The organism is Terriglobus sp. RCC_193, from assembly GCF_041355105.1.
Classification (GTDB): Bacteria; Acidobacteriota; Terriglobia; order Terriglobales; family Acidobacteriaceae; genus Terriglobus.
Genome location: NZ_JBFUPK010000001.1, coordinates 308,596 through 321,549 on the forward strand (window position 1 = coordinate 308,596; position 12,954 = coordinate 321,549).

Consider the following 12,954-nt stretch of genomic DNA (forward strand, 5'->3'; position numbering starts at 1 on the left):
GACGAGTTAGGTTCGGCCCCTCGCCCTGCGGCTGCGGCAGACCCATAATCAATGATGCGATGCAGCCGTCCACGACAAGCAGCCGCAACTCCCAGCTCCTGCGCGAATACATGACCATGCTGCGCGTGGAAAAGGGCCTGCGTCCGCTGACCTGCGAGGCGTATCTGCGTGATCTGGAACAGTTTTCCGAGCATCTGGAAGTGACCGATGGCCTGCTTGCCTCGGCGAGGCGAGAAGACGTGGCGGCGTGGATGGAGCATCTGCGCACACATGACCGCACGGATCGCTCCATTGCACGCAAGTTGAGCTGTTTGCGCGGTTTCTATAAATGGATGCTGCTGGACAAGCGCATGAGCCACGACCCCACGGTGAACATCGAAGCGCCCAGCACGTGGAAAGTTCTGCCGAAATCGCTGGCGGAAGAGGATGTGTTCCGGATGCTGGAGATGACGGGTGTGGCAGCCCACCATCCGCAGGCTGATGCCCTTGCATTGCGCGATCATGCGCTGATGGAGTTGTTGTACGCGGGCGGTCTTCGCGCTGGTGAAATTGTTACGTTGCACGTAGAAGATCTGCATCTGGAGCAACAACGTGCGCAGGTGCGCGGTAAGGGCGATAAGGAACGCATCGTACCGCTTGGTGCGACTGCGTGCAGAGCATTAGAAGAGTATTTGCAACGTGGAAGGTCGCAGCTTGCAGCTAAGGGACTGCAGCGGACATTGTTTCTCTCAGTCCGTGGGAAACCGCTGACGACGCAGGTGGTGTGGTCGATAGTGAAATCCACCAACTCGCAGGCCAGCCCACATAAACTGCGGCATAGCTGTGCCACGCACATGGTGGAGCACGGTGCCGATCTGCGCAGTGTGCAGACGTTGCTGGGGCACGCCGACATCAGCACCACGCAGGTCTACACACACCTTGCGCTTGGCCGCTTGAAAGAGGTGCATCGTCTGCACCATCCGCGCGCGCGCCGCCATGCTGTGGAGGCGCGTGTGTCATGAGCCTGTCTAAGCTTAGTAGTCGCTATGTCACGGTTTTGGAAAGCGAACGCGGCGCCAGTGAGCACACCGTCCGCGCTTACACACGCGAGGTGCAGGGCTTTGCTGCATGGCTGGAGGAAACGCTCGGTGAAGATGGCGACATCCGCTCGGTAGAGCACACACATGTTCGCGCATACCTGGCAGTCTTGTATGACCGGGGACTGACAAAAGCATCAGCAGCACGCGCGCTTGCGGCTGTTCGGTCGTGGTTTCGCTGGATGGCCAAAGAGAGCATCGTGGAACAGAATCCGGCAACGCTTGTTGCCACGCCGAAGCTTCCGAAGCATCTGCCGCGAGTGCCATCGGCGGAAGAGGTCAATCGAGTTCTCGATGCCATTGAGAATGTGAGTGCAGCGCCACGAGCAGTGAAAAAGGTTGGTAAGAAATCCGCAAAACCGGCTGACAAGGAATACACCGGCTGGCCGGAGCGTGATCGCGTGATCTGGGAACTGCTCTATGGCTGCGGGATTCGTAATTCAGAGTTGGTCGGCATCAATCTACGCGACATTTATTGGACCAATGATGCGATTCTGGTTCGCGGCAAAGGCCGCAAGGAGCGCTATGTTCCTTTAGGCGATGCTGCCGCGAAAGCCATGCGTGCGTATCTGCCACATCGTGAAGTGAAGCTGCGGAATGGAAAAGCAGCTCTCATTGCCGATGGTCCGCTGCTTATCAACCAGTCCGCACGTGGCTCAGCGCGTTTGACGACCCGTTCGGTGGGACGAATTGTGAAGTCCATCGCCATCCAGCGCGGCCTGCCTGCGGATGTTCATCCGCACACGCTGCGCCACGCTTTCGGTACGCACATGCTGGAGGAGGGAGCCGATCTGCGCGCCATTCAGGAACTCCTTGGCCATGAACGGCTTTCCACCACACAGCGATATACGCAGCTCACCGTGGGCCAGGTGCAGCAGGTGTATGACAAGACGCATCCGAGGGCGAATTAGCACTCCGCGACCGGGCGGATGCGCCAAGTCCAGCGTTCGTCTAAACTAGGAAGCACATGCGTTCCCGCGCCGTTCATCTCGCGTTTCTGTTGCTGCTGCTTTCGAGCCTGGCGGTGTCTGACGCGCGTGCCAGCAGCGTGGAACCGACGCGGACCCCTGGCGGCGTCTTTGTGCGCAATCTGCTGCTGCAGGCGGCGAATGAAGAATCCGAACCTGTAACGCCCGGTCCGGAGAGCGAAGCAGCCCAAAGCTTTACGGCTGCTGCGCCATGTGAACATGCCGTTGTGCGCCCGGTAAACGATGCCGCTGTGCAAACAGCGCACGTACACGCTGTAACGGGAAGCAGCCTGTAACGCGCTGCTGATAAGAGTGCCGTTTGTTATGCGGTTGCAGCTTGCACCGCCCTCTTGATCGCGTTATTTTCCGTACCAGCAAGGACGACCCCTGTGTTTAACAAGACTCTCGCCAAACTGTTTGGCACCTCCAATGAACGCGCTGTGAAGCGTATGCAGCCCATTCTGGATCAGATCAACAGCTTCGAACCCGCTCTGCAGGCGTTGACGGACGAACAGCTCCGTGCCAAGACGGTGGAATTTCGCGAGCGTATTGCTACGCGTACGGCGGACATTGCCGATCGCGATGAACGCATCGCCGCGGAGAAGGTGGTTCTGGACGAGCTCCTGCCGGAAGCCTTTGCTGTGGTTCGCGAGGCGGGCCGCCGCGTGGTGGGCATGCGTCACTTCGACGTGCAGATGATTGGTGGCACCGTGCTGCATCAGGGCAAGATTGCCGAAATGCGCACCGGTGAAGGTAAAACGCTGGTCGCCACGCTGCCTTGCTATCTAAATGCACTCGCCGGTCGCGGTGTTCACGTGGTTACCGTGAATGACTATCTGGCCAAGCGCGACGCCGAATGGATGGGTAAGATCTACGGCTTCCTCGGCATGACGGTTGGCGTGATCGTTCATGATCTGGATGATCGCGAACGTCGCGCTGCGTATGCCTCGGACATCACCTACGGTACGAACAACGAGTTCGGTTTCGACTACCTCCGCGACAACATGAAGTTTGAGTTGAGCGAGTTGGTACAGCGCGGTCATTACATGGCCATCGTCGACGAAGTGGACTCGATCCTGATTGACGAAGCGCGTACGCCGCTGATCATCAGCGGCCCCACGGACCAGACCACGGACAAGTACGAACGCGTGAATGTGATCATCCCGGAGCTTGAACTGGGTGAGTTTACGGAGACGCTGGAGCAGAAAACTTACACCGGCGACTTCACTGTGGACGAGAAGGCGCGCTCCATTACCGTGACGGACGAGGGCTGGGAGAAGATCGAAGGCCTGCTCGGCATTGGCAACATCGCTGATCCTGAGAACTGGGATCTGAAGCATCACGTGGAGACCGCAATCAAGGCCCACAATCTCTATAAGCGCGACGTAGAGTACGTGGTGAAGGACGGTGAGATCATCATCGTGGACGAGTTCACGGGCCGCCTGATGCCGGGGCGCCGCTGGTCCGATGGTCTGCATCAGGCCGTGGAAGCGAAGGAAGGCGTCAACATCCGCAAGGAAGACCAGACGCTGGCCACCATCACCTTCCAGAACTACTTCCGTATGTATAAGAAGCTGTCCGGCATGACCGGTACGGCAGAGACGGAAGCGGCGGAATTCGACAACATCTACAAGCTCGAAATCACGGTCATTCCCACGAACCGGGTGATGCAGCGTGTTGAGTATCCGGACGTGGTATATCGCACAGCGAAGGAAAAATATTTTGCTGTGGCCGATGAAATTGATCGTCTGCACGCGATCAAGCAGCCGGTTCTGGTAGGTACGACTTCGATTGAGAAGTCAGAAATTCTGAGCGAAATTCTGAAGCGCAAAAACGTGCGCCACGTCGTTCTGAACGCGAAGTTCCATGAGCGCGAAGCAGAGATCGTTGCACAGGCCGGACGTCTCGGTATGGTCACCATCGCCACCAACATGGCGGGTCGCGGAACGGATATTCTGCTGGGCGGCAATGCCGAATTCATGGCACGCCAGGAGCTGGCGAAGAGCGGCGTTGCGAAGCCGCTGGCTGCGGTGGAGGGAACCATTGCTTCCGTTGCCGCGCCGGGTATGTACCGCTTCTACTACCAGAACGAAGAGCATGAGTGCACGCAGGCGGAGTGGGACAATGCACTGGAACACTTTGCTGCGGACTGCAAGCGTGAACACGAGGCAGTTCTGGAGGCGGGGGGCCTCTTTATCATTGGCACGGAACGGCATGAGAGCCGTCGCGTGGACAACCAGCTCCGTGGACGTGCAGGCCGCCAGGGCGATCCCGGCGCAGCACGCTTTTACCTGTCGCTGGAAGATGACCTGATGCGCATCTTCGCGCGCGAGTGGGTCAGCACGCTGCTGCAGCGCCTTGGCATGGAAGAGGGTGTGCCGATTGAAAGCGGCATGATCACTAACCGCATCGCCGCTGCACAGAAGGCCGTGGAAACGCAGAACTTCGAAAGCCGCAAGCATGTTCTGGAGTACGACGATGTGATGAACAAGCAGCGTGAGGCTGTCTACGGACTGCGTCACAACCTGCTTGAGGGGGTCGATCAGAAGGATCTTATCCTTGAGGACTATACCGTCACCGCGCTGTCGAACATCCTGGATGAGACAGCTCCGTCCAACGTCCACGCTGACCAGTGGAACGTGGAGGAGATGAAGGCGAAGCTGGTCGATATCTTTGGCACGGACTTCCCGCAGGTGGACTTCTCAGCGCTGAACCGTCACGAGCTTGGCGACACGCTCTTTGAGGGGCTGAAGCAGCGTTTTGAAGTGAAGGAGCAGATCCTTGGACCGGAGACGCTGCGTTACCACGAGCGCGTCATCATGCTCAGCACGCTGGACGGTTTGTGGAAAGACCATCTTCTTGCGATGGACCACTTGAAGGAGGGCATCGGCCTGCGTGGGTACGCGCAGCAGGATCCGCTGGTGGCTTATAAGAAGGAGTCCTTCGAGATGTTTGAGGCCATGATGCAGCGTTTCCAGGAAGACACGTTGCGCAACCTCTACCGCATGCAGATCGTTGGCCCGGATGGCATTCCGATTGAATCGATGGAGCAGTTGGAGGCTCTGCGGAACATGGCAGCACAGCCGGTAGCGCCACCTCCGCCACAGCTTCCGCAGACTCCACCACCGATGCGTATGAGCGGTGGTAGCGAAGTAGAAGAACAGCCACGTCAGCCGGAACCGCCGCAGTTTCCAACGAGCCGCGGGCCGCAACGGCAACAGTACGCTCCTCAGAAAGCGACCAGCGGACAGAAGCCAAAGCGCCGCCGCTAAAGAAGAAAAAGAGAAACGCCGCAAGGGATCCTTGCGGCGTTTCTCATTCTGCAGGAGATATGCCGTCTTATCGGCGATACCCAAACATTATCGCGCTGACTTCTGGCGCTGTGCAGTGTTTCGCTGTGGCAAGTTTGCCAATCGCACCAGATCGAGCACCGAACGGGCAGAAGCCATTCTTTCCGTAGACGGAGCCAGTTGCTGATAAACGTCCTGAATCTGTTGCTGCGTCATGCTGAGTGTGACGTGCAGATCGTCGTAGATCGACAGGATGTGGCTGTCCGGGCCGTACATCTGCAGCAGACGCCATGCCTGATATGCAGCGTCTTTCCCGATACCTTCCTTTCCGGCCTCGTCACGGAACCGTTCCAGAGGAGCTTTGCGGCGCCTGGTTTCTCGTTGTTGTACAGCTTGTTCGCCGCTGGCAGCCAATGTCTCCCTATGGCGCCTGGTGCGCCGAAGCCCGATCATGCCAGCGAGAATCCATAAGACGATGCCCAGCAGGAGGATGAGCGGGAGCAAGGGAAGCCAGGGCAGTATCGATTTCATGAAAGCGGGTGTGCTATCCGAGTTCACGATGAAGCGATCCACTTCATTTTCAATGCTGCCAACGGTAAAGGAGTATGCCACCAGGGCGCACGAAAGCACGGTAAGAGCAATGCCTGCGGGTATCTTCCGCTTGCGTGCGACGCGACGGCTCGTGCTCTTTGCGACGCGGCTCACAGGCGGGGAGGGAATCGCCACATCTTCGCTACGGATCGATGACCGGCTCGCCGTGCTTCGTGTTGGAACCCGCGGCTCCTTCTGTGGAATCGGAATGGAATCAGGAGTTTCTACAGAAACACGAAGAGGTGTGGTTTCGTGTGTTTTTGATACTTCACGGCTGCGAGTCTCGCGGACTGTTGGAACACTGACGGAGGGGCCTGCGGCTGCGGAGAGTCCTGAAGGGCGGGTCGGTCGCGACCGCGAAGGACCGGATAGGCGTGCATAGCCGGGTTTGGGGTCATGGTGTGAGGGACGATCCCCCAGATCCTTTGATGCTGCAGCGGGGGTAACTTCCGCAGGGGTTTGTTCCCGCGATGCCCGGTCTGTAGTCTGCGTGGACTGTAGGATTTCCGCGCTTGGTGGGATGTCCGGTTTCCCGTCTGGCACAGGCGGCACGGTGCTCAGTTCCGATTCAGCAGAAGCGGGAGCTGCGATTTCTTCCACGAAATAAGAAACGTTCGGAGCAAGCGAGAGGTCCTCCGCCACATTTTCCGCAGGATAAGGCATTGCTTTGGGCTGTCGGGGGAGCCTGCGCGGCAGGGGAAGGCTTGATTGGGTCTTATCCATGGCGCAGAGGTAGAACCTCTTTGAACGTATCAGACCTCGGACCACTTGCACAGAGTGTTACTGAAATGTGGTGAAGTCCTTATCGCTGTCTTTGGCGGCAGCCTGTGCACGCCGAATGCCCGAAATGCGCGCGATGGGGCGCATCATGGAATCCATGAGCGAATGGCGTTTTGCCGACTGAGTCGCGTTCAGCAGGTCCATGACGGAGAAAATGCCGGGCTGCTCCCCGGGAGACTCCTTGCGATCAGTGTTGCGGAGAAGGTTGCCGTATATGTCCTGCACCTGCTCCGGCGTCATGTGCAGATCCTCAAGCAGGCGGTCGTCCAGTCGGGCCCGCATGCTGCTGGTGTAATAGGGCAGGAGCAGTTGGTAAGCCTGTGTTGAAATCCTTGGGCGAATGCCCCGGGCCTCCGTGATCTTGCGGAACTGTTCCAGGGTAATGACTCCGCGGCTAGCCAACTTGCGGGTCTTCTTGGCGCCGCGGATGCTTCGATACAGAAATCGCAGAATGCCAAATAAAATCAATGCCGCCACGATCAGCCCAACCGCAGGGTAGACCAGTTCCATAATTTTGACGACGACGTCGTTTTCGCTCTGCGCGGAGGTGTTCAGGCTGGCAAAGAAATGATCCGCAGCGGTGGCAAAGCCCGCTACGTTGAAGACATACCCCAGAAACAGCACGGCAATCACAATCGTGATGAGTGCACCAAAGGCTGATTTTCCCGATTTGTGATCTTCGCGTCGACGGCGAATCTGCGGATCGGTGCTTCGGCGTCGCGATGCACTCTCCATGTCGCGTCGACCGGAGTGATGCGCGACAGGAGTGTCCGTGGAGCGACGTCCCCCGGTTGGGGAGACGCGGCGATCGCGTGAAGTAGGTCGATCAGGCAGGGACATGAACAACCCTCTCGGGAGGGAAAGCGGAATGCAACACGCAAACCCTACGCGAAGAGAAATTCAATGTAAAGAGAAAGGATTATCGCTGTCCCGAGGCAGAAACGGATTTGCGTCCTGTGCACGCGGCCAGAATGCGCTGCACGGCACGCTCCCGGACGTCCTCCGTCAGGTCGTAGACCTCGTGATTCCGATAGACGCGAATCGTCTGTCGAGTGGTGTCCACAAGGACTTCACAGTGGTGGCACTCGCAAAGATGCGACTTAATTTCTGACAACAGCTCAGGCTCGACCTGTCCGTCGAAATAATCCGTCATTTGAGCCAGAAATTCCGTGCAGGTCATCGAACGCCTCCGCGGGCCTGTGTGTGCGTATCGATTTGGCGAAAGAGCAGCTTCACGGTCTGACGCTCCCATCCTTGCGCTTCAGGTATCGGCTCAAACGCTCACGCAGTTGCAGCCTCGCCCGTAGCAATCTCGACTTAACCGCCGGGACGCTCAACCCCAGCGCCTCTGCCGTTTCTTCCGTCGACAAGTTTTCGATGTCGCGGAGAGTGAAAACGGTGCGGAAACCTGGCGACAAACCTGAAATCGTCTTCTGCAGGATGTCTCCCAACTCGGAAGAACTGTACTGCTGCTCGGGATCGGGTGTCCAGTCGGCGAAGTCGCGGGGGATGGAGCCCTCTTCCGTCTGCACGTCCTGGTCCATGGAGACGGTGCGGCTGGTCTTGCGTTTCCGCAGCCGCATCAGGCTCTCATTGACGGCAATACGTGTCAGCCAGGTGGAGAACTTGCTGTTGCCCTGAAACTGGTCCAACTTGCCGTACGCCTTCATGAAGACGTCCTGCGTAATGTCTTCGGCATCTTCGCGGTTCTGCGTGATGTGCTGCGCCACGCGGAAGATCTGGCGGTCATACTGCCGCACCAGCTTCTCAAACGCTGCGGCATCGCCGCCGCGTGCAGCTTCCACCAGCGCAACGTCGGGGTGAACTTCTTCAGTTCCGGTCTGTTCGGCTACCGTTGGCATGCGTCCCAGTCAGTGTACTTGTCGCCATTCGTCCCATCAACCAAACCTTTTGAACGGCGTGGATTTTCAGCGGAGCGAGGCCAGGAAATGGTTCGATTTTCACGATGCGGATGTGATTGGCTTCATTGCCACTAATACTCACAACGACTATACTGAGTGAGTTGGAGAGTTGGCAGAGCCCGGTTGAATGCACCTGACTCGAAATCAGACATAGGAGCAATCCTATCGGGGGTTCGAATCCCTCACTCTCCGCCATCCACATCTTCAAAACCCCCGCGTGCTGCGCGGGTTTTGCATTTTGTACGGAAAGATGATCGCCTATCCGCCTCAATTGGTGTGGCGGACGATGGAATGAACTGTTACAACTGAGCAACACCGTGTCCAACATTTCACCTTTACCTGAATCGGGCCAGACGGAGTTCGTCAAAAGCCTCGGATTGTTCTCTGCGACGGCCATCGTTATGGGTTCGATGGTGGGTAGCGGCATCTTCATTGTGTCCGCGGATATGGCGCGGATGGTGCAGTCGCCGGCGCTGCTGATCGCAGCGTGGCTGGTGACGGCGGCAATGACCCTGATCGGCGCGCTGAGCTATGGCGAACTGGCTGCCATGATGCCGAAGGCGGGTGGCCAGTATGTGTATCTGCGTGAAGGCCTTGGCCCCATGTGGGGCTTTCTTTATGGCTGGACCCTGTTTCTGGTGATTCAGTGCGGCACGATTGCCGCGGTGGCCGTAGCCTTTGGTAAGTTCCTGGGCGTGTTTGTGCCGAGTGTTTCGGCCAGCCACTGGATCTGGCACATGGCACATGTTCCGGCGTTGCCCGTAGGCCCGATGGTGCTGGGCAACATGGAAGTTGGGCTATCGACCGCTAACTTTGCCGCCATCCTTATTCTTACGCTGCTGACCCTCCTGAATAGCTTTGGCGTAAAGCTGGGAGCGCTGATTCAAAACATCTTCACTTCAGCCAAGATTTTTGCGTTGCTACTGGTGGTGGGGCTTGGCCTGATGGCGAAAAATGCCACGGCGATTGCAATGAACTTTGCCAATGGCAACTTCTGGGCCCGGGCAGGGATGCACACACTGCATCCCGTACAGGTGGGTGTGGGTGGACCGACGGCGATGGTCGGGTTCCTGACCGTGATTGCCGTGGTGCAGGTGGGGTCGCTGTTTTCGTCGGACGCCTGGAACAACGTCACCTTTACCGCAGGCGAAATTACGAATCCTAAGCGGAATCTGCCGCTAAGTTTGGCAATTGGTACAGGTGTGGTGCTGCTGCTGTATATCGCGGTGAACTTCATCTACCTGGCGGTGCTGCCTCTGCATGGCGTGGCGGACGGTGGGACGATTCTGCAGCGGGGCGTTCAGTTTGCCAGCGAAGACCGAGTGGCCACGGCGGTCATGGAGCAGGCCTTTGCCGGGTATGGCGCGCGAATTATGGCGCTGGCGGTGATGATCAGCACGTTTGGCTGCGCGAACGGCATGCTGCTGAGTGGCGCGCGCGTGTATTACACGATGAGCCAGGACGGGTTGTTTTTTAAGGCAGCCGGAAAACTTTCACCCAAATCGAAAGCGCCTGTAGTCAGCCTGTGGGTGCAGTGGGCATGGACCTGCCTTCTGTGCCTGTCGGGTTCGTACGGGCAACTGCTTGATTATGTGATCTTTGCGGTTCTGGTGTTCTACATTCTGACCATTGTGGCATTGTTCCGGTTGCGGAAGACGCGCCCGGATGCGGAACGGCCGTATCGGGCGATCGGATATCCGGTGCTGCCGGGACTGTACATCGTGATGGCCAGCTTCATCTGTGTTGTACTCTTGCGATATAAACCGCAATACACTTGGCCGGGGCTGATCCTGGTGCTGCTGGGACTCCCGGTGTATTTCCTTTGGCGGGGACGCTCCGCGTCTGCTGTCACGTAGTTTGATTTTGTTCTTGAGGTAACCCGACTGATGGCGAATCTTTTTGCCCGTAAAACCATGGATGTCCTGCTTGCGGAGGCACGCGAGGAAGGCTCCCATACACTGCAACGGTCGCTTGGGCCGTTTGCTTTGACTTCGCTTGGTGTTGGCGCAGTCATTGGCGCGGGCATCTTCGTGCTTGCGGGCATCGGCGCGCATAACGCGGGACCGGCTTTGATCCTGTCCTATGTTCTATCGGGCATGGGATGCGTGTTTGCGGGTCTCTGCTATGCGGAGTTCGCTGCAATGATTCCGCTGGCGGGTTCTGCCTACACTTATGCGTATGCGACCCTGGGCGAGCTCTTTGCCTGGATCATCGGCTGGGACCTGACGCTGGAATATGCGATGGGCGCGTCGACGGTGTCGGGGGGATGGTCGAATCATTTCATCGAATTCCTGAATATCTTCGGCATCAAGTTTCCCTTATGGCTGGCGTATGACCACTGGACCGGCCTGCGTACTGCAACTGACCAGGTGGCGCGCGCGATGCTACAGGCGCAGCATCCGGAACTGATCGCGGGCACGAAGGCGTTTTCCGAGGCACTGGAGGCATTGAAGGTGGCAGCTCCGGCTGCGCTGACATCGCAGGCGCATGCGCTGCTGAATGCGCCGCACATTTTTGGCGTGGAGATTGGATTCAACCTGCCAGCGTTCATCATTGCACTGGTCATCACAGCGATCCTGGTGGTGGGAATTCAGGAGTCGGCGAAGTTCAACGGCGGCATCGTGGTGATGAAGGTGGCGGTGGTGTTGTTCGTCATCGCGCTTGGCTCGCGCTACATCAGCCACGCAAACTGGGGCACCGACTGGCACAGCTTCGCGCCAATGGGTGTGAGTGGCATTGGCACTGCAGCCGGACTGATCTTTTTCAGCTATATCGGCTTCGACGCGGTATCGACGACGGCGCAGGAGGCAAAGAACCCGCAGCGCGATCTGCCCATCGGCATCATCCTTTCGCTGATTATCTGCACGGTGCTGTACATCGGTGTCGCAGCGGTGTTGACGGGCATGGTTTACTGGCCGGACATTAATATCGAAGCTCCGGTGGCGCGTGCGTTCCTGTCGCATAACCTGGGCTGGGCTGCGGACGTCATTACGGTAGGCGCATTGGCTGGCCTTACAAGCGTCATGCTGGTGATGCTGCTGGGACAGTCGCGCGTGCTGTATGCGATGGCGAAGGACGGCCTGCTGCCGAACAAGTTTTTCGGCTCGATTCATCCGAAGTTCCGCACCCCGTGGAAGGCAACGATTCTGGCGGGTGTGTTGGCGGCCATTGTGGGTTCGGTCACGCCGATTGACGATATCGGCAAGATGGTGAACATTGGCACGCTGCTGGCATTTGTGATCGTGTGCATTGCGATCATGGTGCTGCGCAAGACGGACCCGGATCGCGAACGTCCGTTCCGCGCGCCGCTGGTATGGCCGATTCCGGTGGTGCCGGTGCTCGGCGTGCTGTTCAACGGCTACATGATGTACAAGCTGGGCATCTGGAACTGGGTGCGACTGATCGGTTGGCTGGTAATTGGTATGGTGGTGTACTTCACCTACTCGCGCAAGCACAGTCGCGTGCAGTTGGGGCTGCCTGATCCAGAACCAGTGGATCATCTGTAAGGAAATCGCAGTATGAAAAAGCCCTCCTGATTGGAGGGCTTTTTCTTTGGCTTAGTGCGATGCCCAGGTTTTGTCGCTGGAGTTGCAGAGGGTTTCGAGCGAGCAGTCAGCGCACTTTGGCTTGCGTGCTTCGCAAATCTGGCGACCGTGATAGATGAGTTCGTGCGAGAAGCTGATCCAGTGATCCTGCGGGATGATCTGCATGAGGTCGCGTTCGACCCTCACGGCGTCATCGTTGGTGGTGAGTTCCAGGCGACGAGAGAGACGCAGGACATGCGTGTCCACGACAACTCCGGTAGGGATGCCGAACCATGTGCCCAGAACGACATTGCTGGTTTTGCGTGCAGCGCCGGGGATGCGGAGCATCTCGTCCATTGTCTGCGGGACGTGTCCACCAAATTCCTCACTGACAATCTTTGCCGCGCCTACAAGTGATTTGGCCTTCATGCGGAAGAAAGACAGGGAGGCGATGATGGGTTGGATGGCTTCCGGCGTGGCTTGCGCCATGTCATGGGGCGTGGGGTAGGCGTGGAAGAGAGCCGGTGTAACCATGTTCACGCGTACGTCGGTGCATTGCGCTGAGAGGATTGTGGCAACAAGAAGTTCCCATGCGTTGCGATGGTTCAGAGCGCAGGTGGCATTGGGATAGGTGCGGTCCAGCGCGTCGATGATAGCGTGCACACGTTCGGGTGCGAGCGGGTTCTTCGTCTTGCCGGGGGCTTTCTTTGGAGAGACGGGTTCGCTGGCAGCGATCTTACGTGCGGCGACAGCTTTGGCTATGGACTTCTTTGCCGGGGTCTTCTTGGCGGCCTTGGTCATGT

General features: G+C 58.0%; 11 protein-coding genes and 1 tRNA gene. 7 read left to right on the forward strand and 5 right to left on the reverse strand.

Annotated features, from left to right (window positions below; genetic code table 11):
* The first annotated feature begins 59 nt into the window (after window positions 1-59).
* The 4 genes from AB6729_RS01215 (at window position 60) to secA (ending at window position 5,316) form a co-directional block, all read left to right on the forward strand.
* Complete coding sequence (locus AB6729_RS01215) at window positions 60-1,001, forward strand: tyrosine recombinase (protein WP_371079741.1); 942 nt, start codon at window positions 60-62, stop codon at window positions 999-1,001.
* Window positions 998-1,987 (forward strand): tyrosine-type recombinase/integrase, encoded by a 990-nt coding sequence (locus tag AB6729_RS01220; protein WP_371079742.1) that lies wholly within the window; start codon window positions 998-1,000, stop codon window positions 1,985-1,987. Before AB6729_RS01215 ends, AB6729_RS01220 begins: the two co-directional genes overlap by 4 nt.
* A 56-nt stretch (window positions 1,988-2,043) precedes the next feature.
* The gene (locus tag AB6729_RS01225) at window positions 2,044-2,340 is read left to right on the forward strand and encodes a hypothetical protein (protein WP_371079743.1); all 297 of its coding nucleotides are present in this window, start codon (window positions 2,044-2,046) and stop codon (window positions 2,338-2,340) included.
* Window positions 2,341-2,433: 93 nt separating this feature from the next.
* Window positions 2,434-5,316: a preprotein translocase subunit SecA gene (secA, locus tag AB6729_RS01230; RefSeq protein ID WP_371079744.1), complete on the forward strand. Its 2,883-nt coding sequence runs from the start codon at window positions 2,434-2,436 to the stop codon at window positions 5,314-5,316.
* Window positions 5,317-5,403: 87 nt separating this feature from the next.
* On the opposite strand, the gene AB6729_RS01235 is transcribed toward secA, so the two are convergent.
* The 4 genes from AB6729_RS01235 to AB6729_RS01250 all read right to left on the reverse strand — a co-directional run bounded on the left by AB6729_RS01235 (window position 5,404) and on the right by AB6729_RS01250 (window position 8,567).
* Window positions 5,404-6,060 (reverse strand): hypothetical protein, encoded by a 657-nt coding sequence (locus AB6729_RS01235; protein ID WP_371079745.1) that lies wholly within the window; start codon window positions 6,058-6,060, stop codon window positions 5,404-5,406.
* A 645-nt stretch (window positions 6,061-6,705) separates the two neighbouring features.
* The gene (locus AB6729_RS01240) at window positions 6,706-7,545 is read right to left on the reverse strand and encodes a hypothetical protein (RefSeq protein ID WP_371079746.1); all 840 of its coding nucleotides are present in this window, start codon (window positions 7,543-7,545) and stop codon (window positions 6,706-6,708) included.
* A 79-nt stretch (window positions 7,546-7,624) separates the two neighbouring features.
* Window positions 7,625-7,885, reverse strand: coding sequence for an anti-sigma factor (locus tag AB6729_RS01245; RefSeq protein ID WP_371079747.1), 261 nt, complete (start codon window positions 7,883-7,885; stop codon window positions 7,625-7,627).
* A gap of 52 nt (window positions 7,886-7,937) precedes the next feature.
* Window positions 7,938-8,567 carry an RNA polymerase sigma factor gene (locus AB6729_RS01250; RefSeq protein ID WP_371079748.1) on the reverse strand — a complete coding sequence of 210 codons (630 nt, stop codon included), beginning with the start codon at window positions 8,565-8,567 and terminating at the stop codon, window positions 7,938-7,940.
* Between the two features lie 163 nt (window positions 8,568-8,730).
* Here AB6729_RS01250 and AB6729_RS01255 point away from each other — a divergent pair.
* The 3 genes from AB6729_RS01255 to AB6729_RS01265 all read left to right on the forward strand — a co-directional run bounded on the left by AB6729_RS01255 (window position 8,731) and on the right by AB6729_RS01265 (window position 12,133).
* Window positions 8,731-8,822, forward strand: a tRNA-Ser gene (locus AB6729_RS01255).
* A gap of 122 nt (window positions 8,823-8,944) precedes the next feature.
* Window positions 8,945-10,483, forward strand: coding sequence for an APC family permease (locus tag AB6729_RS01260; protein WP_371079749.1), 1,539 nt, complete (start codon window positions 8,945-8,947; stop codon window positions 10,481-10,483).
* A gap of 30 nt (window positions 10,484-10,513) precedes the next feature.
* Window positions 10,514-12,133 carry an amino acid permease gene (locus AB6729_RS01265; protein ID WP_371079750.1) on the forward strand — a complete coding sequence of 540 codons (1,620 nt, stop codon included), beginning with the start codon at window positions 10,514-10,516 and terminating at the stop codon, window positions 12,131-12,133.
* 51 nt (window positions 12,134-12,184) lie between these two features.
* On the opposite strand, the gene nth is transcribed toward AB6729_RS01265, so the two are convergent.
* Complete coding sequence (nth, locus tag AB6729_RS01270; protein ID WP_371079751.1) at window positions 12,185-12,952, reverse strand: endonuclease III; 768 nt, start codon at window positions 12,950-12,952, stop codon at window positions 12,185-12,187.
* Window positions 12,953-12,954: the final 2 nt, after the last annotated feature.